Below are 23,028 nucleotides of genomic sequence, written 5' to 3' on the forward strand. Positions count from 1 at the left end.
ATCCGGAGGAGAGACTAGCCTGATGGGCGTGACACGCCGCGCGAAGATCGTCTGCACTCTCGGCCCCGCCACCTCGTCCCCGGAGCGCATCCGGGGGCTCGTCGAGGCGGGCATGAACGTGGCGAGGCTCAACTTCAGCCACGGCAGTCACGAGGACCACGAGTCGGTCTACCGGATGGTCCGGGAGGCCGCCGAGGCCTCCGGCAAGCCGGTCGCCGTCCTCGCCGACCTCCAGGGCCCCAAGATCCGCCTCGGCCGCTTCGCCGACGGGCCGCACGAGTGGCGCACCGGCGACTCCGTGGTGATCACCAGCGACGAGATCGTCGGCACCAAGGAGCGGGTCTCCTGCACCTACCGCAAGCTGCCACAGGAGGTGAAGCCGGGCGACCGGCTGCTGATCGACGACGGCCGGGTCGCGGTCGAGGTCAGCGACGTCACCGGCAACGACATCCGCTGCCTGGTCACCGAGGGCGGCCCGGTCTCCAACAACAAGGGCGTCTCGCTGCCCAACGTGGCGGTCAGCGTCCCGGCCATGTCCGACAAGGACGCCGAGGACCTGCGCTTCGCCCTCGGCCTCGGCGTCGACCTGGTCGCGCTGTCGTTCGTCCGCTCGGCGGAGGACATCAAGCTGGTCCACTCGATCATGGACGAGGAGGGCGTGCGCCGCCCGGTCCTCGCCAAGGTCGAGAAGCCGGAGGCGGTCGACCACCTGGAGGCGATCGTGCTCGCCTTCGACGGCGTCATGGTCGCCCGCGGCGACCTCGGCGTCGAGCTGCCGCTGGACCAGGTCCCGCTGGTGCAGAAGCGCGCCGTGCAGCTCTGCCGGGAGAACGCCAAGCCGGTCATCGTGGCCACCCAGATGCTCGACTCGATGATCGAGAACTCCCGCCCCACCCGCGCCGAGGCCTCCGACGTGGCCAACGCGGTGCTCGACGGCGCGGACGCGGTGATGCTCTCCGGCGAGACCAGCGTCGGCAAGTACCCGGTGCTCACCGTCAGCACCATGGCGAAGATCGTCACCACCACCGAGGCCGGCTCGATCGCCGTCCCCCGGCTGCAGCACGACCCGCGTACGCACGGCGGCGCGCTGACCGTCGCCGCGTCCTCCATCGCCCGCGCCATCGGCGCCAAGGCCATGGTGGCGTTCTCGCAGACCGGCGACACCGTCAAGCGGCTCAGCCGGCTGCACTGCGACCTGCCGCTGCTGGCCTTCACCCCGGTGCCGGAGGTGCGCAACCAGCTCGCGCTCTGCTGGGGCGTGGAGACGTTCCTGATGCCGTTCGTCGAGCACACCGACGACATGTTCCGCCAGGTCGACCAGGCGCTGCTCGGCCTCAACCGGGCCAACCCGGGCGACTACGTGGTGATCGTGGCGGGCAGCCCGCCCGGCACCCCCGGCTCCACCAACACGCTGCGGGTGCACCAGCTCGGTTCGCTCGTCGACGCGGCCTCGGCCCGGGCCCTTCAGTGAGCGCGAGGAGTGAGCCGGGTTCGCGAGCCCCGCAGTCGCGAACGAAGGTGGCGCGGTGAGCGTGAGGAGTGAGCCGGTGTTGCGAGCCCCGCAGTCGCGAACGAAGGTGGCGCGGTGAGTGACGCTCCGGTGGCGACCGGGCAGGCGGCGGTCGACCAGCTCCTGGAGGTGCTGGACCTGGCGCAGACCGGCGAGATGGCCTTCCGCGGGATGAGCCCGCCGGTGGGCCCGCAGCGGGTCTACGGCGGTCAGGTCGCCGGCCAGGCGTTGGTCGCGGCCGGCCGCACGGTCGACCCGGAGCGGGCCGTGCACTCGCTGCACGGCTACTTCGTCCGGCCCGGTGACCCGGCCGAGCCGATCGACTACCAGGTGGAGAACGTCCGCGACGGCCGCTCCTTCTCGGTGCGCCGCTCGGTGGCGTTGCAGCACGACAAGCCGATCTTCTTCATGTCGGCGTCGTTCCAGCGGCAGGAGGAGGGGCTGGACCACCACGCCCCGCTCCCGCCCGACGTGCCCGCGCCGGACGACGTGCCGACCATGACCGACCGGCTGTCCCGCTACCCGGAACGGCTCGGCATCTGGGGCCAGATCCCGCGCCCGATCGACGTGCGCTACGTCGGCGAGCCCGGCTGGGTACGCCCCGGCGACCGGCCGGCCGAGCCGCACCAGCGGGTCTGGATGCGCATCGACGGCAAGCTGCCGGACGACCCGCTGCTGCACGCCTGCGCCCTCACGTACGCGTCCGACCTGACGCTGCTCGACTCGGTGCTGTCGGTGCACGGCGAGGTGTGGGGGCCGGGTGGTGTGGTGGGCGCCAGCCTCGACCACGCGCTCTGGTTCCACCGGCCGTTCCGCGCCGACGAGTGGTTCCTCTACGACTGCTGGAGCCCGTCGGCGTCGGGGGCCCGTGGCCTGGCCACCGGCCGGATGTTCACCACCGACGGCCGGCACATCGCCAGCGCCGTGCAGGAGGGGCTGCTGCGCCGGGTCGGCGGCTGAGCCGGCAACCGTGACCGATCGGCCGAGGGTCGGGAGTCCGGGCGGCTGAACCGGCGACTAACCTTGCCGGCATGCGTCTCTCCGCCCGGGTCGACTACGCCCTCCGTGCGGCCGCCGAGCTGGCCTCGGTCGCCGACGGCGCGGCCGTCGGGCGGAGTCGGCCGGTGACCGCCGAGCAGATCGCCCGCTCCCAGGACATCCCGCCGAAGTTCCTCGAGAGCATCCTGCTCCAGCTGCGCCGGGGCGGCATCGTGCACGCGCAGCGCGGCCCGGAGGGCGGCTACTGGCTGGCCCGACCGGCGTCCGAGATCTCCCTGGCCGAGGTGATCCGCGTGATCGACGGCCCGCTCGCGCACGTGCGCGGGCAGCGTCCGGAGCAACTCGGCTACCAGGGCGCGGCCCGTGCGCTGCAGGACGTCTGGATCGCGCTGCGGGCCAGCGAGCGGGAGATCCTGGAGCTGGTCACCATCGCCGACGTGGCCGGCGGCACGCTGCCCGGCCGGGTCAACGAGCTGGCCGCCGACCCGCGCGCCTGGAGCTGACGCCCGCCGCTCCGCTCCCGACCGCCCGTCGTCGGGGCCGTCCGGCGTGTTCCCACCAACCGGATGGGGGACTTGACCGGGACCCCCTCCGTGCCGCATTGTCGACCAAGTCGATAGGAGATACCGAAAAGTCAGGGGGCGCTCGTGCGCAAGCTGCTGGTCCTCGCCCTCGTCGGGCTCGCCGCGCAACTGGTCGACGGCGCGCTCGGCATGGCGTACGGGCTGACCTCCTCGACCCTGCTGCTCTTCGCCGGGGTCGCGCCGGCCGCCGCCTCCGCCTCGGTGCACCTGGCCGAGATCGGCACCACGCTCGCCGCCGGCGTCTCGCACTGGCGCTTCGGCAACGTCGACTGGAAGGTGGTCGGGCGCATCGCCCTGCCGGGCGCGCTCGGCGCGTTCGCCGGCGCCACCTTCCTCAGCTCCATCTCCACCGAGTCGGCCGCCCCGTGGATGGCCGCCATCCTGTTCACCCTCGGCGCGTACCTGCTGGTCCGCTTCTCCCGGCCGCTGCGCGCCAACCGCGCCGCCGGCCGGCTGCGCAGCCGCTTCCTGGCCCCGCTCGGGCTGGTCGCCGGCTTCGTCGACGCCACCGGCGGTGGCGGCTGGGGTCCGGTCGCCACCCCGGCGCTGCTGGTCTCCGGCCGGATGGAGCCGCGCAAGGTCATCGGCTCGGTGGACACCTCCGAGTTCGTGGTGGCGGGCGCGGCCAGCCTCGGCTTCCTGATCGGGCTCGGCTCCGAGGGCTTCCTGCTGCCCACCGTGGCCGCGCTGCTGGTCGGCGGCCTGATCGCCGCGCCGATCGCGGCCTGGCTGGTCCGCATCGTGCCCGCCCAGGTGCTCGGCGCCGTCATCGGCGGCGTGATCGTGCTGACCAACGCCCGCACCCTGCTGCGCGCCGGCGAGCTGGGTGGCCCGGTGCCGGCCCTGGTCTACGCGGCGCTCGGCGCCGGCTGGCTGCTCGCCGTGGTGCTGGCGGTACGCGCGCTGCGCCGCGCCCGCCGTGCCCGCGCCACTGTCGACGCGGCGCTCGCCGCCGCTCCGGCCGATCCGGCCGATCCGGCCGTTCCCGCCGCTTCTGCTGCTCCGGCCGTTCCCGCTCCGGCCGTTCCCGCTCCGGCCGTTCCCGCTTCGGCCGTTCCCGCCGCTTCGGCCGTTCCCGCCGCCCCCGAGGCTGCCACCCCGCTCGACGAGCCGGGGGAGTCCCGCCGGCTCGCTGCCGCCGTCGAGAGCTGACGCGGCCCGCCCCGGGCCCGGGCCTGGTGATCCGTGCCGGGCGGGAGCGGCGTCTCCCCGGGGGCGGTACAGACACGACAAGCCCCCGGCTGAACACCCGCCGGCGCGGCCTCCGTCGGCGCGTCGCCGGTCGAGACCCCATCCTTTTCGAGCGATATACCGCTGGGTCATATTTATGACTCAGCGGTATATCGGCCCTTTCCATCGTCGGTCGTGGACGGCGGCTACCGGGAGTGACGGACCGCCAGCCGGCAGCCCGGCCCGTGGCCGGGGCGGGACCGCGGAGGGGACGCGTTCACCGTCACCGGCCAGCGGCCGGCGGGAGTCAGCGGTCGGCGGTCTCCGCCTCCGGCGAGCGGCCGGGGCGCGCCGGCCTTGTCGGGGCAGCGACTTGTCGGGCGTGCGGGGATGCCCTAGCCTGACGGAACGCGGAGCCTAGTTACCGACGTCGATGTCCGGCGTCGGCCGTCGCGTCAGCGCGCGTATCCTCTCGCCGGCCCGGGCAGGCCGGCGCCCTCGCGTGCCTGACCTCCGCGAAAGGCATCCCCGTGCATCCCACCACCCCACGCCGTCGGCTCGCGCTGCTCGCCGCGGCCTCGGCGCTCACCCTGACGGCCGGCGCGCTCACCACGGTGACCGCCGCCGCGGCGGCCGTTGCCTGCCGGGTCGACTACCGGATCACCAACCAGTGGAGCGGCGGCTTCGGCGCCGACGTCACCGTGACCAACCTCGGCGACCCGGTGAACGGCTGGACGCTCGCCTGGAGCTTCGCCGCCGGCCAGCAGGTCGTCCAGGCCTGGAACGCCACGGTCAGCCAGTCCGGCACCCAGGTCACCGCCCGCGACGCCGGCTACAACGCGGCGATCGGCACCGGCGGCACCGCCAGTTTCGGCTTCAACGGCTCGTGGAACAACGCCGCCAACCCCGCGCCGACCGCCTTCACGCTCAACGGCACCACCTGTACCGGCGCTACCCCGACCACGCCTCCGCCCACCACACCACCCCCCACCACGGCGCCGCCGACCACGCCACCCCCCACGACGCCTCCACCGACCACGCCACCGGCCGGCGCCAAGCAGATGGAGAAGCTCGACCGAGGGCTGGTCAGCGTCCGCTCCGGAAGCGGGAACCTGGTCTCCTGGCGGCTGCTCGGCACCGAGACCACTGGCGTGTCGTTCAACCTCTACCGGGGCGGCACGAAGGTCAACGGCAGCCCGATCACCGGGGCCACCACCTACCTGGACGCCGGCGCGGCTGCCGGCTCCGCGTACATCGTGCGGGCCGTGGTGGACGGCGCCGAGCAGGCGGCCTCCGCCCCGGCGCTGCAGTTCGCCAACGGCTATCTCGACGTGCCGATCCAGCCGCCGCCCGGCGGCACGACGCCCAGCGGCGAGGCGTACACCTACTCCGCCAACGACGCGAGCGTGGGCGACCTGGACGGCGACGGCCGCTACGAGTTCGTGCTCAAGTGGGACCCGTCGAACGCCAAGGACAACTCGCAGTCCGGCTACACCGGCACCGTCCACGTCGACGCGTACACCCTCACCGGCGCCCGGCTGTGGCGCGTGGACCTGGGCCGCAACATCCGCGCCGGCGCCCACTACACCCAGTTCCAGGTCTACGACTACGACGGCGACGGGGACGCCGAGGTGGCCATGAAGACCGCCGACGGCACCCGCTCCGGCACCGGCCAGGTGATCGGGAACGCCTCCGCCGACCACCGCAACTCCAGCGGCTACGTGCTCGCCGGCCCCGAGTACCTGACCATGTTCGACGGCCGCACCGGCGCCGCCCTGTCCACTGTCGACTACGACCCGCCGCGCGGCACCGTCTCGTCCTGGGGTGACTCCTACGGCAACCGGGTGGACCGGTTCCTCGCCGCCACCGCCTACCTGGACGGGCAGCGCCCCTCGCTGGTCATGGCGCGCGGCTACTACACCCGGGCGGTGATCGCCGCCTGGGACTTCCGCGACGGCACGCTGCGCAGGCGGTGGACGTTCGACTCCAACGCGTCCGGCAACGGCGCCGCCGCCGGTCAGGGCAACCACAACCTGTCCGTCGCCGACGTGGACGGCGACGGCCGCCAGGAGATCGTGTACGGCGCGGCCACGATCGACGACAACGGCCGGCTCCTCTACTCCACCGGCAACGGTCACGGCGACGCGCTGCACGTCGGCGACCTCGACCCGGCCCGCGCCGGCCTGGAGGTGTTCAAGGTCGACGAGGACGCCAGCAAGCCCAGCTCGTGGATGGCCGACGCGCGTACCGGGCAGATCCTCTGGCAGACCGCGCCCAACGGCGACAACGGCCGGGGTGTCTCGGACGACGTCTGGGCCGGCAGCCCCGGCGCGGAGTCCTGGTCGTCGGCGGTCGACGGCCTGCTCAACACCCGGGGCCAGAACGTCGGCCGCAAGCCGTCCTCGGCGAACTTCCTGATCTGGTGGGACGGCGATCCGGTCCGCGAGCTGCTCGACGGCACCAAGGTCGACAAATACGGCACCGGCGGCGAGACCCGCCTGCTCACCGGCGGCAACGTCGCGTCCAACAACGGCACCAAGTCCACCCCGGCACTCTCCGGTGACATCCTCGGCGACTGGCGCGAGGAGGTGGTCTGGCGCACCGCCGACAGCACCGCGCTGCGGATCTACAGCACACCGGTCACCACCGGCCTGCGGCTGCCCACCCTGATGCACGACCCGCAGTATCGGGTGGCCGTGGCCTGGCAGAACACCGCCTACAACCAACCGCCGCACCCGGGATTCCACCTCGGCGACGGCATGAGCACGCCGGCCGCGCCGAACATCTACCTGCGCTGACGGAAAAGCAGGCACCGGGCCGCCGGCCGCGGAATCCGCTCGGCCGGCGACCCGGTGCACCACACCGCAGCATTCCCGACCCGTCCCGACCGGGAATGCCGTACCACCACCGGGGACAAAGCTATGCGTCCCACGCGACGCTGCGGTGACGTCGCTATGAAGAGCGTGTTTCAGCCCTCCCGGCGCAGGCCACCCGCCACCTTGTCGGCGATCAACTCGAACGAGCGGACCCGGTCCGCCACGTCGTAGACCATCGCGGTCAGCATCAACTCGTCCGCGCCGGTGCGCTGCAGCAACTCGCCAAGCTGCCGGGCCACCGTCTCCGGTGAGCCGGTCGCCTGGCCGTCGCGGCGCTGGGCCACGAACTCCCGCTCGAACTCCGAGTACGGGTAGGCCGCCGCCTCCTCCGGCGTGACCAGCGGCTCCGGCCGCCCGGAGCGCAGCTTCAGGAACGACAGGCCGGCCGGCCCGGCCAGCCACTCCGCCCGCTCGTCGGTCTCCGCGCAGACCGCGTTGACCGCCACCATCGCGTACGGCCGGTCCAGCCACTGCGACGGCCGGAAGTGCTGCCGGTAGAGCTGCAACGCCGGAACCGTGTTCTGCGCGCTGAAGTGGTGCGCGAACGAGAACGGCAACCCGAGCAGGCCGGCGAGCTGGGCGCTGAACCCGCTGGACCCCAGCAGCCACACCTGCGGCGACTGCCCCCGACCCGGCGTCGCCGTGATCGGCCCCGGCTCGGCGCCGGAGAAGTAGTTCATCAGGTCGGCCAGCTCGCGCGGGAAGTGCTCCGCGGACAGGCCCTCCATGGTGCGGCGCAGCGCCAGCGCGGTCACCTGGTCGGTGCCGGGCGCCCGACCGATGCCCAGGTCGATCCGGCCCGGGTGCAGCGCCTCCAGGGTGCCGAACTGCTCGGCCACCACCAGCGGCGCGTGGTTGGGCAGCATCACCCCGCCCGAGCCCAGCCGGATCGTGCTGGTGTTCGCGGCCAGGTGCGCGAGCAGCACCGCCGGCGCGGAACTCGCGATCGCCGGCATGTTGTGGTGCTCGGCCACCCAGAACCGGCGGTAGCCCAGCTCCTCGGTGCGGCGGGCCAGCTCGGTGGTGTGCCGCAGCGCCTCACCGGCGCTGCCGGTCGCGGCCACCGGGGCAAGGTCAAGGACAGACATCGGTACGTCGATCACGGCTGGGTGCAACCCGCCGAGTGCCGGAATTGTTCCCTCGGGTGCGCTACCCCATACCCCGGGCCTGCTCGAAGATCAGACTGGTCTGGGTGTGCTGCACCACCGGATCCACCGCCAGGTGGTCGAGCACGAAATCGCGCAGCGCGTCACCCGAGGCCGCCCGCACGTGCAGCACATAGTCCTCCGCGCCGGCGACGTGGAACACCGACACCACCCCCGGCAGCCGCACCGACCGGGCCCGGAACGCGTCCACCGCGGCCCGCTCGTGCGCCGTCAGCCGCACCGACACCAGCGCCTGCAACGGCAGGCCCACCGCCGCCGGGTCCACCTCGGCGTGGAACCCGCGGATCGCCCTGCACTCGCGCAACGCCCGGGTCCGCGTCAGGCACGTCGAGGGCGCCACCCCCACCCGCTCCGCGAGCGCGTTGTTGGGCAGCCGCCCGTCGGTCGCCAGTTCGGTGAGGATCGCGCGGTCGACGTCGTCCAGGCCGGCGAACGGCCGTACATCATTCGGTGCGGCAGGCATGTGACCATCCTTCACCGAACGCGCACTCCGCGAAAGCGCAATTGACAGAATCTTCTTCGCTGCTATTGCCTCTGACCGGCGTGATGTTCGACGCTTCCGCCATGACTTCCGTGGACACCGCAGCCGTGCACGCCGGACGCGACGACCTCGCCGGGCTCGGCGTCCACGTCCCGCCCATCGACCTCTCCACCACCAACCCGCTGCCCTCCGTCGCCGGCGGCGGCGACGACTACGAGACGCTCGCCACCGGCGGCACCCTCCCGGCCGGCGGCAGCGCCGTCTACCAGCGGCTCTGGAACCCCACGGTGGCCCGCTTCGAGACCGCGCTCGCCCAGCTCGAGGGCACCGCCGAGGCGGTCGCGTTCGCCAGCGGCATGGCCGCGCTCACCGCCACCCTGCTGGCCGCCACCCGCGACGGGAAACGCCACGTCGTCGCCGTCCGCCCCCTCTACGGCGGCACCGACCACGTCCTCGCCACCGGCCTGCTCGGCACCGAGGTCACCTGGGCCCGCGCGGGCGAGGTCGCCGCCGCGATCCGCCCCGACACCGCAGTGGTCGTCGTCGAGACCCCCGCCAACCCCACCCTCGACCTGGTCGACATCGCCGCGCTCGCCACCGCCGCCGGCGACGTCCCGCTGCTGGTCGACAACACCGTCGCCACCCCGGTGCTCCAGCGACCCGCCCGCCACGGCGCCGCCCTCGTGCTGCACAGCGCCACCAAGAGCATCGGCGGTCACGGCGACGTCCTCGCCGGCGTCGTCGCCTGCGCGCCCGAGTGGGCCGCCCGGTTGCGCCAGGTCCGCGCCGTCACCGGGGCCGTCCTGCACCCGCTCGGCGCGTACCTGCTGCACCGCGGCCTGCAGACCCTGCCGCTGCGGGTCCGCGCCCAGCAGGCCGGCGCCGAGAAGCTCGCCGCCTGGCTCGCCGGCCACCCCGCCGTCGAGCGCGTCCACCACCCGTCGCTGCACGACCCGGCCGGGCTGGTCGGCCGCCAGATGTCCGGCACCGGCAGCCTGCTCGCCTTCGAGGTACGCGGCGGCGCGCCCGCCGCCGCCGTGGTCGCCGGCGCCTGCGAGCTCATCACCCACGCGGTGTCGCTCGGCGGCGTCGACACGCTGATCCAGCACCCGGCCTCGCTCACCCACCGGCCGGTCGAGGGCGACGCGAAGCCGTGCGGCGGGCTGCTGCGCGTCTCGGTCGGGCTGGAGGACCCGGAGGACCTGCGGGCCGACCTGGCGCGGGCGCTCGCCCTTATCTGAAGTGCGGCCGTTGCCGGCCACATCCGGTCAGGACTTCGGGCCGACGTGCCGGTCCAGTGCGGCGACGGCTTCCCTCCGGGCCACCGACAGCGACCACGGCAGGTTCATCCGCCACGCGATGCCGAGCAGGTCGAGGGACCACTGACACAGCGCCATGATGTCGGTGGAGCGGTTGGAGAACATGTAGCGGGGATAGACGTACTCCTTCCCGCGAACGACGACCCGGTTGGCGAAGCGGCAGCCGTCGGAGTGGAACAGGCCCCGCAGGAAGTCGCCCGGTTGGGCCTCGACGATGGCGCGCTGCCAGTCAGCCAGGACGATCGGTCGCTCGTGTTTCTTGCCCGGCCCGTGCTGCGGAAACAGGCAAGGCCAGTGGGTGGCGGTGCTCTGCACGGCGACGCAGCCCCGCTTCTGGATGCGCTGCACCTTGTTGGCCAACACCGCCCGCATCGCGGCGTCGCACTTGTCGATCAGGTTCGGCCAGGCGTCGGCACAGTAGACGCGGAGCACCGGCGTTCGGTCGGTGGTCACCAGGTGCCCGTCACCGAGATAGAGCCCGAGCAGATAGGCGTAGGCGGCCGGATCAGGCGGCCCGTCCTGGTCGGGGTGGCAGCGGAAGCAGCGGACCGCGCTGCCGAAGACTGCCGGCTGCGGCCGGTCGACGCACCAGTGCCAGACTGTGGTGTAGGGCAGGGAAAGGCTGCGGGCCACCGAATGGATGTTGTGACCCCGGGCGCGAAGGGCGCGGGCTCGTGCCCGCATTTCGGGAGGATGCACAGCAACATCCTCGAACACGTGTATGACAAGAAGTGCCGGGAGCGGGATTCGAACCCGCAAGCCCTTTCGGGCAGAAGTGTTTGAGACTTCCGTGTATGCCGTTCCACCATCCCGGCGGGGTGCGGTAACTGTACCCGACTAGGCTCATGCGGGAGCATGGGTGGTGACCGTGCCGGGATCGATGGTGGGAGTGGCTCGTGGGCGAGATGCAGACGGATGCCGAGCGCAAGCGCGTTCTGATCGCTGAGGACGAGGCGCTCATCCGGCTGGACCTGGCCGAGATGCTGGTCGAGGAGGGCTACGAGGTCGTCGGCGAGGCCGGTGACGGCGAGACCGCCGTCAAGCTCGCCGAGGAGCTGAAGCCGGATCTGGTCATCCTCGACATCAAGATGCCGATCATGGACGGGCTGGCCGCCGCCGAGCGGATCGCCGGCGCGCGCATCGCCCCCGTGATCATCCTGACCGCGTTCAGCCAGCGGGACCTGGTCGAGCGGGCCCGGGCGGCCGGCGCGATGGCCTACCTGGTCAAGCCGTTCCAGAAGAGCGACCTGGTGCCGGCGGTGGAGATCGCGCTGTCCCGCTACTCGGAGATCGCCGCGCTGGAGGCGGAGGTCGCCGGTCTGACCGACCGGCTGGAGATCCGCAAGACCGTCGAGCGGGCCAAGGGCGCGCTGATGACGACGTACGGGATGACCGAGCCGCAGGCGTTCAAGTGGATCCAGCGCACCGCGATGGACCACCGGATGACCATGAAGGAGGTCGCCGAGCGGATCCTCGCCGAGACCGCCGGCGGCGAGGTGGCGCAGCCCGCCTCCTGACCCGCCAGCGGGTTACCGGGGTCGGCGGCGGTCGATACGATCGCCGGCATGCGACGACCGGCGGCGATGCTCGGCCTGCTCGTGGCCCTGCTGGCCGCGTGTCACGCCGCCGATCGGCCCGCGCCGGAGCCGCTGCGCCCGGCCTGGAAGCAGGTCGACCTGCCGCTGCCGGCCGGCCTCTCCGGTCGGGAGGTGCTGCGTGACGCCGCGGCCTGCGCGGGGCGGTGGTTCGTCGTCGGGGCGGTGCGGGACCCGGACGGGACGCCGCATCCGGCCGCCTGGTCGAGTGTGGACGGCGCTGCCTGGACGCCGCTGCGTCCGGTGCCGCGTAGCGCGTACGGGGCGGAGAACGTGCTGACCGCGGTGGGCTGCCGGGACGGCCGGCCGGTGGCGGTGGGTGGTCGCAGCGGCGGGGTGCACGGCAATCCCCGGATCAGCACCTGGCGCCAGGACCGGGACGGCGCGCTGGTGGAGGTGCCGGCGGAGTTCGAGCTGTTCGGCGGCCCGGACGCGGTGAACGTGGGTCGGGTCGCGGGCGGGCCGGGCGGTTGGTTGATCTCCGGGAACCGGGCCACCGGCGCGGCGGCCTGGGTGTCGCCGGACGCCTCGGAGTTCCGGCTGGTCAGCGGCGTGCCAGGGCTGGTCGCCGACGGTTCGGGCCGGCCCTGGGTGACCGACGGCGCGGCGACCGGGTCGGGGTGGCTCATGGTGGGCTCGGTGCGGCCGTCGGGGCGTACCGGATCGGACCCGGCGGTGTGGACCTCGGCGGACGGGTCGTCCTGGCGGCGGGCGGTGCTCGCCGACGGCGGCGTGGACCAGGACCTGCAACGGGTGGTCCGGCTGGGCGACCGGTCGGTGGCGTTGGGTCGGCGGGGCGACGGCGTGGGCGCGTGGGTGGGGGAGGGCGACGCCTGGCGGCCGACCGGCGGTCCGGCGGCCGGGGGCGCGGACCGGCCCGCCCGGGTGTGGGGGTTGGCGGCGCGCGGTGACGGCGTGTTCGCGGTGCTCGCCGGTCCGGCGGCGGGGGCGGGCTGGTTCTCGCCGGACGGTGACCGGTGGTTGCCGGTGGCGCTGCCGGCGGCGGTCCCGGGGGGCAGTGACCGGTCGGTGGCGGTCGCGGCGGCGGGTGACGACGTCCTGCTGCTGGTGGACGACGGTGGCCGGGCGCGGGTCTGGTCGGCACGCGGGTCGTGGCGGCCCGCGTGACGTTCTCACCAGCATGTTTCCGGTCTGTGTCGGATGTCCGATCGTCCCACCCCGTGATCCGGTGTGTTACAGCACAGCTGTGAATCCGGCCACTCAACGTAACGGTTAGGTCAACCCCGCTTCTCAGGTCTACCTTCGCCCCCCGCTGGTGGGATAACGTCCCGGCCCAGACCGGGATCGCGGTCGGTCCGGCCAACCCTCGCAAGGTCCAATTCGCGCTGGGTGGTTTCCGGGCCTTCGGACGGAGGAGGGTACGAGCCGTGAGGCAGAAGCTCGCACGGGTGCTCGGTGGTGTGGCCATCGGCGCGCTCGTTTTCAGTGGCGCGGCCTGCAAGGCTGACAGTGGTAGCGATGCGGGGGGCAGCAAGGCCGCCTGCGACCTGAAGATCGGCTTCTTCGGCCCGCTGACCGGCGACGCCGCGGGTCTCGGTATCCACATGCGCAACGGCACCAAGCTGGCCATCGACCAGTACAACAAGGACAACGCGGACTGCAAGGTCAACCTGGCCGAGTACGACTCGCAGGGTGACCCGGCCAAGGCCCCCGCGCTGGCCCAGCAGGCCGTCGGCGACAACAAGGTCGTCGGCATCATCGGCCCGGCGTTCTCGGGTGAGTCCGAGGTCGCCGACCCGATCTTCGACGAGGCCGGCCTGCCGATCATCACGCCGTCGGCGACCCGGCCGAGCCTGAGCACCAAGAACTGGAAGATCTTCCACCGGGGCGTCGGCAACGACACCTCGCAGGGCCCGGCGGCCGGCCGGTACATCAAGGACGTCCTGAAGGCCGAGAAGGTCTACGTGGTGGACGACCAGTCCGCGTACGGCGCGGGTCTGGTGGACGAGGTGAAGAAGGTTCTCGGCTCGGTCGCCGGCGAGGACAAGATCCAGGTCAAGCAGACCAACTTCTCCGCCGTGGTCACCAAGATCCAGAGCAGCGGTGCGAACGTCCTCTTCTTCGGTGGCTACTACACCGAGGCCGGCCTGCTGCTCAAGCAGCTCAAGGGCGCGGGCTGGAAGGGCACGATGGTCGCCGGTGACGGTGTCAACGACGCCAACTTCATCAAGGTCGCCGGCCAGCAGGTCGCCGAGGGCACGATCCTCACCTGCCCCTGCGCCCCGGCCACCGCGGCCAAGGGCTCGTTCGTGACCGACTACAAGGCCGCGTTCGACAACGCCGAGCCGGGCACCTACGCCGACGTGTCGTACGACATCACCAAGATCATGCTTGAGGGCATCAAGGACGGCAAGGGCACCCGCGCCGACCTGCTGAGCTTCATCAAGTCCTACAACAAGGCCGGCGGTGCGACCGGCGTGACCTACAAGTTCGAGTCCACCGGCGAGCTGGACCCGGCCCAGGTCATCGTGTGGGCGTTCAAGGTGAACGCGGGCAAGGTCGTCCCCGACATCGAGATCCCCAAGAGCTGACCGGTTCGTCCGGTCCGGTAACGGGACACCAGGCGTGCGGCCGGGAGGCTACCTCCCGGCCGCACCGCTTGGCCGCACAGTTGGAGCCCCCACTTGAACTTCGATGAGTTGTTCGGGAACTTCCCGACGCTGACCATCACCGGGCTGGAACAGGGCGCGATCTACGCGCTCATCGCCCTCGGCTACACCCTGGTGTACGGCGTTCTGCGTCTGATCAACTTTGCTCACTCCGAGGTCTTCATGGTCGGTACCTTCACCGCCCTGTGGACCTGGCAGGCCCTCGGCTACGACCAGAACTCCGCCGCCCCCGCGCTCGGACCCCTGCTGGTGGCCCTGGTCGCCGGACTCGCGGTGGCGATGGTCGCGGCGGCCGCTACGGCGGTCACCGTCGAGCTGGTGGCCTACCGGCCGCTGCGCAAGCGCAACGCGCCGCCGCTGGCCTTCCTCATCACCGCGATCGGCGCCTCGTTCGTGCTCGCCGAGTCCTTCGGCATCGGCACCAGCCGCGCGCCCTTCGGCATGCCGACGATGATCACGCAGGACACCGTCTTCACCATCTTCGGCGCCGCGGTGACCAACCTCCAGCTCGTGATCCTCGGCGTCACGCTGATCATGATGATCGGGCTGGACCAGTTCGTGAACCGCAGTCGGCTCGGCCGCGGCATCCGGGCGGTCGCCCAGGACGCGGACACCGCCGCGCTGATGGGGGTCAACAAGAACCGGGTCATCCTGCTGGTCTTCGTGCTCGGCGGCCTGATGGCCGGTGTCGGCGCGTTGCTGTGGGACCTCCGGTTCGGCTTCACCAAGTTCAACGTCGGCTTCCTGATCGGCCTCAAGGCGTTCTCGGCCGCGGTGCTCGGCGGTATCGGCAACCTGCGCGGCGCGCTGCTCGGCGGCCTGCTGCTCGGTGTGGTGGAGAACTACGCCGCCGGCCTGTTCGGCGGCGAGTGGAAGGACTTCACCGGCTTCGTGCTGCTGATCGTGCTGCTGATGTTCCGGCCGACCGGTCTGCTCGGCGAATCTCTCGGGAGGGCGCGCGCATGACCGCCACCGTGGACAACAAGCGGACCGCGGGCTTCAAGACCCGCTGGGCGGCGATGCCCAAGCAGGTGCGCTGGGCGGCGATCGCCGCGCTGATCGTCCTGCTCTACATCCTGCCCAACAAGTGGTTCTACGAATACCTGGGCTTCCCGCTCGGCAGCGACTACTTCGCCTTCTACACCACCCGCTCGGACTTCGCCGGCGTGCTCTTCGACACCGCCGTGTTCGTGCTGCTCGCCGTGGGCCTCAACGTGGTGGTCGGCTTCGCCGGCCTGCTCGACCTCGGCTACTTCGGCTTCTACGCGCTCGGCGCGTACACGGTGGCGTTGCTGACGTCGCCGGAGAGCCGGTTCGGCACGAACTGGCCGTGGCTGGCGGCGGTGCCGCTGGCGGTGATGGTGGCGATGGTCTCCGGCGTCATCCTCGGCGGCCCGACGCTGCGGCTGCGCGGCGACTACCTGGCCATCGTGACGCTCGGCTTCGCCGAGATGATCCGCCTGTACGCGGCCCGCAACGAGGGCATCCTGCAGGGTCAGCGGGGCATCCCGGCGATCCCGCACCCGCCGGGCAGCGGCAGCGACGGCAAACCCCTGTTCGGGGTGGTCGACGCGCGACCGTACTACTGGCTGATGCTGACGCTGATCCTGATCGTGCTGGTGCTGATCCGGAACCTGGCCAACAGCCGGGTGGGTCGGGCCTGGGTGGCGATCCGGGAGGACGAGGACGCCGCCGAGATCATGGGTGTGCCCACGTTCAAGTACAAGCTGTGGGCGTTCGCCATCGGCGCGGCGGTGGCCGGTCTGACCGGCGCGGTCTTCGCCGGCAAGCAGACGTTCATCAACTCGGACCAGTTCGTGCTGGAGAGTTCCATCCTGGTGCTCGCCGCGGTGATCCTCGGCGGCGCCGGCAACATCAAGGGCGCCATCGTCGGCGGCGCGCTCACCTGGTACCTGCCGGAGTGGCTGCGCGGCGTCGGCGACCTGCTCGGCGTGGAGTTCGACGCGGCCGAGTACCGGATCCTGGTCTTCGGTCTGGTGGTCATCGTCATGATGATCTTCCGGCCGCAGGGTCTGGTGCCCAACCGGCGGCGGGCGGCCGAGTTCGCCGACCGGCGCAAGGAAGCGGTTCCCCAGGAGACGGTGCCCAATGAGTGAGCCGCAGATGCACAGCGAGCGGGATCAGACCAGCGAGCGGGACATCGCCGACGACGGCCGGAGCACGGTCGGCACCCCGCCCGAGTCCGGGTCGGACACCCCGGTCGAGGCCAACCCGGGCGACACCGCCCCGGCCGGCCGGGAGCCGCTGCTGGAGGTCGACCACGTCACGCTCCGCTTCGGTGGTGTGGTGGCGCTCAACGACGTCGCGTTCACCCTGTACAAGGGGGAGATCCTCGGCCTGATCGGCCCGAACGGCGCCGGCAAGACCACCTGCTTCAACGCGATGACGGGTGTCTACCGGCCCACCGAGGGCGAGATCCGGTTCGCCGGGCAGCGGATCAACGGCAAGCGCCGGAGCTGGATCACCAAGGCGGGCATCGCCCGGACGTTCCAGAACATCCGGCTGTTCCCGGAGATGACCGCGCTGGAGAACGTGATGGTGGGCGCTGACGCCCACCACAAGACCAGCGTGATCGCCGCGATGCTGCGGCTGCCGCGGCACTGGCGGGAGGAGCGGCAGGGCCGGGACAAGGCCCACGAGCTGCTGCGCTTCGTCGGTATCGAGCGCCGCGCCGGCGATCTGGCCCGCAACCTCTCGTACGGCGAGCAGCGCCGGCTGGAGATCGCGCGGGCCCTGGCCACCGACCCGAGCCTGCTCTGCCTGGACGAGCCGGCTGCCGGCTTCACCCCGGCGGAGAAGGAGGAACTCAACGGGTTGATCCGGAAGATCCGCGACAATGGCACCACGGTGCTGCTGATCGAGCACGACATGCGTCTCGTCATGGGCGTGACCGACCGGATCGTGGTGCTGGAGTTCGGCAAGAAGATCGCCGAGGGCCTGCCGGCCCAGGTCCGCGAGGACCCGAAGGTGATCGCGGCGTACCTGGGGGTGCCGACCGATGCTGCTTGAGATCAACGACCTGACCCTGCTGTACGGGCGGATCCAGGCGCTGCACGGGATCAGCCTGCACGTCGACGAGGGTGAGGTGGTGGCCCTGATCGGCGCGAACGGCGCCGGCAAGACCACCACCATGCGCGCCATCTCCGGGCTGCGCCCGGTGGCGAGCGGCTCGATCATGTTCAACGGCACCGACGTCACCCGGATGCGGGCCGACCTGCGGGTGGTCCGGGGCATCGGGCAGGCGCCGGAGGGTCGGGGCGTCTTCCCGGGCATGTCGGTCGTGGAGAACCTGGAGATGGGTGCGTACACCCGCCGGGACCGCGCGGGCATCGCCGAGGACATGAAGATGGTCCTGGACCTCTTCCCCCGGCTGCACGAGCGGCGCAAGCAGGCCGGCGGCACGCTCTCCGGCGGCGAGCAGCAGATGCTGGCGGTGGGCCGGGCGCTGATGGCCCGCCCGAAGCTGCTGCTGCTCGACGAGCCCTCGATGGGTCTCGCGCCGATGCTGATCCAGCAGATCTTCGAGATCATCACCCGGATCAACGAGCAGGGCACCACCATCCTGCTGGTCGAGCAGAACGCCCAGCAGGCGCTCTCCCGGGCCCACCGGGGCTACGTGCTGGAGACCGGCCGGATCGTCAAGGAGGGCACCGGCCGGGACCTGCTGCACGACCCGGCGGTCAAGGAGGCGTACCTCGGCGTGGCCTGAGGTCGTACCGGTCGACGGCCGGTCGTCCCCGCGGGGGGCGACCGGCCGTCGCGTTCCCGGTGCCGCCGGCCACGGGTTGTCGGGGCCACGGACTAGAGTCGCTGCCGTGACAGCTACGACGCCGCGCCTGCTCCTCGTCGACGGACACTCCCTGGCATACCGGGCCTTCTTCGCCCTGCCGGTGGAAAACTTCTCCACCACGACGGGGCAGCCGACCAACGCCGTCTACGGCTTCACCTCCATGCTGATCAACGTGCTCCGCGACGAGCAGCCGACGCACATCGTGGTCGCCTTCGACGTCTCCCGCCGGTCCTTCCGCACCGACCGCTACGCGGAGTACAAGGCCGGCCGCAGCGAGACCCCGACCGACTTCAAGGGGCAGGTCAGTCTGGTCAAGGAGGTGCTCGCCGCGCTGCGCGTGCCGGTGGTCGAGAAGGAGGGCTTCGAGGCCGACGACGTGATCGCCACGCTCGCCTGCCAGGCCCGCGACCAGGGCATGGACGTGCTGATCACCACCGGCGACCGGGACGCGTTCCAGCTCGTCGGCGACCGGGTCACCGTGCTCTACCCGCGCAAGGGCGTCTCCGACCTGGCCCGGATGGACCCGGCCGCGGTCGAGGCGAAGTACGGTGTCACGCCGGACCGCTACCGCGACCTGGCCGCGCTGGTCGGCGAGACCAGTGACAACCTGCCCGGCGTCCCGGGCGTCGGGCCGAAGACCGCGGCCAAGTGGATCAACCTCTACGGCGGCGTCGAGGGCGTGGTGGCCCGGGCCGACGAGATCAAGGGCAAGGCCGGCGACAGCCTGCGCGAGCGCCTGGCCGACGTGATCCGCAACTACGAGATCAACTGCCTGGTCTCCGACCTGGAGCTGCCGGTGCGCCCGGAGGACGCCCGCTGGCAGGGGTGGGACCGCGAGGCCGTGCACCAGGTCTTCGACACGCTCCAGTTCCGCATCCTGCGCGACCGGCTCTACCAGTACCTGGAGGCGGTCGAACCGGAGGCGGAGGCCGGCTTCGAGCTGGCCGGCGAGGTGCTCACCGAGCCGGGCGCGGTCGCGGGCTGGCTGGACACGCACGCGGGCGCGGGCGCGCCCGTCGGTCTGGCGGTCACCCTCGACACCGGACCCAACCGTCGGCACACCGCCACCGTGACCGGGATGGCGCTGGCCACCGCCGGCGGCGCCGCGGCCTGGTTCGACCCGAGCGGCCTGGGCGCCGACGACGAGGGCGCCCTGGCCGGCTGGCTCGCCGACGCGACGCGCCCGAAGGTGCTGCACGACAGCAAGCCGGCGGTGCTGGCGTTCGCCGCGCACGGCTGGGACCTGCAGGGCATCGCCCGCGACACGCAGATCGCCGCCTACCTGGCCCGCCCCGACCAGCGGTCCTACGACCTCACCGACCTGGCGCTGCGCTACCTGCACCGCGAGCTGCGCGTCGACGCCCCGGAGACCGGTCAGCTCACGCTCGACGGGTTCGGCGACGACGGCGCGGCCGAGCAGAACCTGATGCTGCAGGCCCGGGCCACCCTCGACCTGGCCGACGCGATCGACGCCGAGCTGTCCCGCGACGGCGAGCAGTCCGCCCGGCTGATGGCCGGCGTGGAGCTGCCGCTGATGCGGGTCCTCGCCACCATGGAGCGCACCGGCATCGCCGCCGACACCGACTACCTCTCCGAGCTGGAGGCGCACTTCGCCGCCGAGGTGAAGGCCGCCGCCCAGGCCGCCTACGAGGTGGTCGGCCGGGAGTTCAACCTCGGCTCGCCGAAGCAGCTGCAGGAGATCCTCTTCACCGAGCTGGGCCTGCCCAAGACCAAGCGGATCAAGACCGGCTACACCACCGACGCCGACGCGCTGCAGTGGCTCTACGCGCAGACCGAGCACCCGCTGCTGCACCACCTGCTGCGGCACCGCGACGTCGCCAAGCTCAAGTCGACGGTCGACGGGCTGCTCAAGTCGGTCTCCGACGACGGCCGGATCCACACCACGTTCAACCAGACCGTGGCGGCGACCGGGCGGCTCTCCTCGACCGAGCCGAACCTGCAGAACATCCCTATCCGCACCGAGGAGGGCCGGCGGATCCGCCGGGCCTTCGTGGTCGGCGAGGGCTACGAGTCCCTGCTGACCGCCGACTACAGCCAGATCGAGATGCGGATCATGGCGCACCTGTCCTCGGACGACGCGCTGATCGAGGCGTTCAACTCCGGGCACGACTTCCACGCGGCGACCGCCTCGTCGGTCTTCACCGTCGAGGTCGACCAGGTCACCGCCGACCAGCGGCGCAAGATCAAGGCGATGAACTACGGCCTGGCATACGGCCTGAGCGCGTTCGGCCTCTCCCAGCAGCTCGGCATCACCGCCGAGGAGGCGCGCGGGCTGATGGAGAACTACTTCGCCGGGTTCGGCGGGGTCCGCGACTACCTCCAGGAGGTGGTGGCCCGGGCCCGGCAGGACGGCTACACCTCCACCATCCTGGGCCGCCGCCGCTACCTGCCCGACCTGGTCAGCGACAACCGGCAGCGCCGGGAGATGGCCGAGCGGATGGCGCTCAACGCCCCGATCCAGGGCTCGGCCGCCGACATCATCAAGGTCGCCATGCTGCGCGTCGACGCCGCGCTGCGCGAGGCCGGGCTGCGGTCCCGGATGCTGCTGCAGGTGCACGACGAGTTGGTCTTCGAGGTCGCACCGGGGGAGCGCGAGGCGTTGGAGGCGCTGGTGCGCCGGGAGATGGGCCAGGCGCACCCGCTCTCGGTCCCGATGGAGGTGTCGGTCGGCGACGGCCGCGACTGGAACAGCGCCGACCACTGACCCTCCGGGCCGGCCGGCCGCGTCCGGTCACCGGGACAGCCGGTCAGAGACCGAGCAGGAGGGGCGCCGCGTTGACCGCGCCGTGCGCCACGAGCGGCGGCCACATCCGGCGGTACCGGGACCACAGGTAGCCGAGGAACAGCCCCGTCACGCCCTGGTTCACGATCACCGACGCCAGGTCGACGCCGGGGCGGCCGCTGCCCTGGATGGCCACGTGCCAGGCGGCCCAGACCAGCGACGCGAGCACGATCGCCGGCCAGCGGCCCAGCAGCGACTCCCACCGGGTCTGCAGCCACCGCCGGTAGAAGACCTCCTCCAGCACCGCGTTCACCGCGAAGCCCACCAGCAGCACGACGACCAGCTCGACCACGGTGACGGTGCGCCCCCAGTCACTGGCCGGCACGGCCAGCGGCGTCGCGTAGCTGAGCACCAGCCACACCGCCACCGGCAGCGCCGGACCCCACCGGTGGGCGGCGTCCGCCGGGGCCGGCCCGGGCCGCCACCGCGGCGGCCGCCGGCGCGCGGCCAGGAACACCCCGACCGGTACGCCGAGCAGCAGCGCGAGCTTCAGCACGGAGTACGCGGGCTCGCCGCCCAGCAGCGGCATGACGGCGGCGAACGCGACGCCGGCCAGCAGCAGCGGCACCGCCTCGCGGTACGGCGCGACCGGGTCCGGCCACCTCGGGTCGGCGGCGGGCGGGATCAGCCGGATCAGGGCGATGCCGGCGAGCGCCGGGATCCACCGGTTCCACATGGGTACGGTGCCGTCGTGGTCGGCGCTGTACCTGACGCCGGTGTTCCCGGTGGCCACCAGGAAGACGGCCGCGACGACGACGAGCCCGAGGCCCGCGACGAGGACCACCCGCCCGGCGCGGGGATGACGGCCGTCGATCGAGGTGCCTGTCGTCATCGCCGGCACGGTACCAACACGCCGCGAGCGACCAGGCGGGCTCAGCCCTTGAGCGGGTCGTGCCCCCAGTTCATCAGCGACCAGCGCCAGCGGGTGTCCCGGACGTCGCCGGAGGGCCGCTGGGCGAGGTGCCGGTGGACGTACCCGATCACCTTGCGCATGTGCTTGTAGTCGGCCGCGGTCAGGTCGGCGCGCTTGCGGCGCAGCAGGTCGACGATCCTGCGGCCGGAGTCGTGCCCGACGGACTCGCCGCCCTTGGTGCCCTTCTTGTGCCAGCCGACGTGCTTGGACTCGTCGCTCTCCAGCCAGCGGGTCAGCTCGGCGGGCTTCATGTTCACCGCGTCGGTGAACTCCCGGTAGGTCTGCTGCGGATCCTCAGCGCGACTCATGGCGGAGCACCTCCGGGCGGTGGGCGACGTCGCGGCCCGAGTCGTCGTTGGTGATCCGGTACTGCGGCTGCTCCGGCGAGGCGTCCACCGTGTGCCCGCGGACGTGGGTGCGCTCGGTCAGCTTCTCCTTGACGACCCCGTACGCCCGGCCGCTGTGGCTGGCCCAGGAGACGTGGTCGCCGGCGCGGAACTCCATCTCGGCCATGCCGGCCGGTTACCCGCCGGCACCAGCGGCTAACGGCACGGTCAGGGCCGGATCTCCGCGATCGGCAGCTTGATGGCGAAGGGCTCGGTCAGCTCGATCACCTCGCTGCCGTCGGTCACCAGCTCGTACTGGCGCTCGCCACCCGGGCCGATCCGGTCACCGAGGCGGTAGGCGTAGAGGTGCACCGGATCCTGCTCGATCCGCCAGTAGAACGGAATGCCGGCGGCGGCGTACTCGCCCGGCTTGGCGAACCGGTCGACCCGCCGGGTGCCGGGGGAGACGATCTCGACGGCCAGGACGACGTCCGCCGCTCGCAGCAGCGACCGGTCGCTCGGCAGCCCGGCGTGATGGAGCAGGACGTCCGGTTGCCGGCTGGTGTTGGGGCTGAGCCCAACGCCAACAGCCAGGGAGGCCTGGACATGCGTCGGTGCGTGGGACCGGAGCCAGAGCCAGAGCAGGCTGGCGATGGTTTGGTGGCCCAGGGTGGGGGAGGGTGTCACCTGGATGACTCCGTCGACGAGTTCGACGCGGGGGGCGTCGTCCGGCAGGGTGAGCAGGTCGTCCAGCGTGTAGTCCGCACGCTGCTGCCGCATCGGGTCCGGACACCAGGGGCCAGGTGATGTCGGGACGGGCTCGGCGCTCATGCGGCGAGCGTACC

20 protein-coding genes, 1 tRNA gene and 1 pseudogene are annotated in these 23,028 nt (G+C 72.1%); 14 read left to right on the forward strand and 8 right to left on the reverse strand.

All coding sequences use genetic code 11. The features are described 5' to 3' along the window. Positions 1 to 22 precede the first annotated feature (22 nt). From pyk to GA0070622_RS11835, 5 genes are all read left to right on the forward strand, one after another. Positions 23 to 1,471 (forward strand): pyruvate kinase, encoded by a 1,449-nt coding sequence (pyk, locus tag GA0070622_RS11815; protein ID WP_091573347.1) that lies wholly within the window; start codon positions 23 to 25, stop codon positions 1,469 to 1,471. Positions 1,472 to 1,600: 129 nt separating this feature from the next. Then, complete coding sequence (locus GA0070622_RS11820; protein WP_091573348.1) at positions 1,601 to 2,470, forward strand: acyl-CoA thioesterase; 870 nt, start codon at positions 1,601 to 1,603, stop codon at positions 2,468 to 2,470. A 71-nt stretch (positions 2,471 to 2,541) separates the two neighbouring features. Beyond that, on the forward strand, positions 2,542 to 3,012 hold the full coding sequence (locus tag GA0070622_RS11825; protein WP_091573349.1) for an RrF2 family transcriptional regulator: 471 nt from the start codon (positions 2,542 to 2,544) through the stop codon (positions 3,010 to 3,012). Between the two features lie 144 nt (positions 3,013 to 3,156). After that, entirely contained in the window at positions 3,157 to 4,245 is a 1,089-nt protein-coding gene (locus GA0070622_RS11830; RefSeq protein ID WP_091573350.1) for a sulfite exporter TauE/SafE family protein, read from the forward strand. Positions 4,246 to 4,793: 548 nt separating this feature from the next. Further along, a complete protein-coding gene (locus GA0070622_RS11835; RefSeq protein ID WP_091573351.1) occupies positions 4,794 to 7,061 on the forward strand; it encodes a rhamnogalacturonan lyase family protein in 2,268 nt (755 codons plus the stop codon). Positions 7,062 to 7,231: 170 nt separating this feature from the next. On the opposite strand, the gene GA0070622_RS11840 is transcribed toward GA0070622_RS11835, so the two are convergent. Both GA0070622_RS11840 and GA0070622_RS11845 read right to left on the reverse strand, forming a co-directional pair. Then, positions 7,232 to 8,227, reverse strand: a complete 996-nt coding sequence (locus tag GA0070622_RS11840) for an LLM class flavin-dependent oxidoreductase (RefSeq protein WP_176559015.1) — start codon at positions 8,225 to 8,227, stop codon at positions 7,232 to 7,234. A gap of 61 nt (positions 8,228 to 8,288) precedes the next feature. After that, a complete protein-coding gene (locus tag GA0070622_RS11845; RefSeq protein WP_091573353.1) occupies positions 8,289 to 8,768 on the reverse strand; it encodes an Lrp/AsnC family transcriptional regulator in 480 nt (159 codons plus the stop codon). 83 nt (positions 8,769 to 8,851) lie between these two features. Here GA0070622_RS11845 and GA0070622_RS11850 point away from each other — a divergent pair, with 83 nt between their 5' ends. Then, positions 8,852 to 10,027, forward strand: coding sequence for a trans-sulfuration enzyme family protein (locus GA0070622_RS11850; RefSeq protein ID WP_091577214.1), 1,176 nt, complete (start codon positions 8,852 to 8,854; stop codon positions 10,025 to 10,027). Between the two features lie 27 nt (positions 10,028 to 10,054). On the opposite strand, the gene GA0070622_RS11855 is transcribed toward GA0070622_RS11850, so the two are convergent. After that, positions 10,055 to 10,738 (reverse strand): transcriptional regulator, encoded by a 684-nt coding sequence (locus GA0070622_RS11855; protein ID WP_245666187.1) that lies wholly within the window; start codon positions 10,736 to 10,738, stop codon positions 10,055 to 10,057. A 99-nt stretch (positions 10,739 to 10,837) separates the two neighbouring features. Beyond that, a tRNA-Leu gene (locus tag GA0070622_RS11860) sits at positions 10,838 to 10,920 on the reverse strand. Between the two features lie 81 nt (positions 10,921 to 11,001). Between GA0070622_RS11860 and GA0070622_RS11865 the strand changes: the two genes are divergently transcribed. The 8 genes from GA0070622_RS11865 (at position 11,002) to polA (ending at position 20,866) form a co-directional block, all read left to right on the forward strand. Then, the gene (locus tag GA0070622_RS11865) at positions 11,002 to 11,622 is read left to right on the forward strand and encodes an ANTAR domain-containing response regulator (protein ID WP_091573355.1); all 621 of its coding nucleotides are present in this window, start codon (positions 11,002 to 11,004) and stop codon (positions 11,620 to 11,622) included. A 48-nt stretch (positions 11,623 to 11,670) separates the two neighbouring features. Beyond that, the gene (locus GA0070622_RS11870; protein ID WP_091573356.1) at positions 11,671 to 12,828 is read left to right on the forward strand and encodes a hypothetical protein; all 1,158 of its coding nucleotides are present in this window, start codon (positions 11,671 to 11,673) and stop codon (positions 12,826 to 12,828) included. Between the two features lie 260 nt (positions 12,829 to 13,088). Further along, entirely contained in the window at positions 13,089 to 14,252 is a 1,164-nt protein-coding gene (locus tag GA0070622_RS11875; RefSeq protein ID WP_091573357.1) for a branched-chain amino acid ABC transporter substrate-binding protein, read from the forward strand. A 93-nt stretch (positions 14,253 to 14,345) separates the two neighbouring features. Further along, positions 14,346 to 15,296, forward strand: coding sequence for a branched-chain amino acid ABC transporter permease (locus GA0070622_RS11880; protein ID WP_091573358.1), 951 nt, complete (start codon positions 14,346 to 14,348; stop codon positions 15,294 to 15,296). Then, positions 15,293 to 16,447 (forward strand): branched-chain amino acid ABC transporter permease, encoded by a 1,155-nt coding sequence (locus GA0070622_RS11885; protein WP_091573359.1) that lies wholly within the window; start codon positions 15,293 to 15,295, stop codon positions 16,445 to 16,447. The genes GA0070622_RS11880 and GA0070622_RS11885 overlap by 4 nt, the downstream gene beginning before the upstream one ends. Next, the gene (locus tag GA0070622_RS11890) at positions 16,440 to 17,360 is read left to right on the forward strand and encodes an ABC transporter ATP-binding protein (RefSeq protein WP_176710452.1); all 921 of its coding nucleotides are present in this window, start codon (positions 16,440 to 16,442) and stop codon (positions 17,358 to 17,360) included. Before GA0070622_RS11885 ends, GA0070622_RS11890 begins: the two co-directional genes overlap by 8 nt. Next, complete coding sequence (locus GA0070622_RS11895) at positions 17,350 to 18,060, forward strand: ABC transporter ATP-binding protein (RefSeq protein WP_091573361.1); 711 nt, start codon at positions 17,350 to 17,352, stop codon at positions 18,058 to 18,060. The genes GA0070622_RS11890 and GA0070622_RS11895 overlap by 11 nt, the downstream gene beginning before the upstream one ends. Before the next feature lie 106 nt (positions 18,061 to 18,166). Beyond that, positions 18,167 to 20,866 carry a DNA polymerase I gene (gene polA, locus GA0070622_RS11900; protein ID WP_091573362.1) on the forward strand — a complete coding sequence of 900 codons (2,700 nt, stop codon included), beginning with the start codon at positions 18,167 to 18,169 and terminating at the stop codon, positions 20,864 to 20,866. A gap of 43 nt (positions 20,867 to 20,909) precedes the next feature. Here polA and GA0070622_RS11905 read toward each other — a convergent pair whose 3' ends face one another. The 4 genes and pseudogenes from GA0070622_RS11905 to GA0070622_RS11920 form a co-directional block, all read right to left on the reverse strand. Continuing rightward, entirely contained in the window at positions 20,910 to 21,776 is an 867-nt protein-coding gene (locus GA0070622_RS11905) for a CPBP family intramembrane glutamic endopeptidase (RefSeq protein WP_091577217.1), read from the reverse strand. A 44-nt stretch (positions 21,777 to 21,820) separates the two neighbouring features. Then, positions 21,821 to 22,165: pseudogene (locus GA0070622_RS11910) on the reverse strand (DUF3140 domain-containing protein); the annotation flags it as partial. Further along, positions 22,152 to 22,370, reverse strand: a complete 219-nt coding sequence (locus tag GA0070622_RS11915; protein ID WP_091573364.1) for a hypervirulence associated TUDOR domain-containing protein — start codon at positions 22,368 to 22,370, stop codon at positions 22,152 to 22,154. The gene GA0070622_RS11915 and the pseudogene GA0070622_RS11910, both read right to left, overlap by 14 nt. A gap of 41 nt (positions 22,371 to 22,411) precedes the next feature. Then, complete coding sequence (locus tag GA0070622_RS11920) at positions 22,412 to 23,014, reverse strand: Uma2 family endonuclease (RefSeq protein ID WP_245666188.1); 603 nt, start codon at positions 23,012 to 23,014, stop codon at positions 22,412 to 22,414. Positions 23,015 to 23,028: the final 14 nt, after the last annotated feature.

The sequence above is a fragment of the Micromonospora sediminicola genome (assembly GCF_900089585.1).
Lineage (GTDB): Bacteria > Actinomycetota > Actinomycetes > Mycobacteriales > Micromonosporaceae > Micromonospora > Micromonospora sediminicola.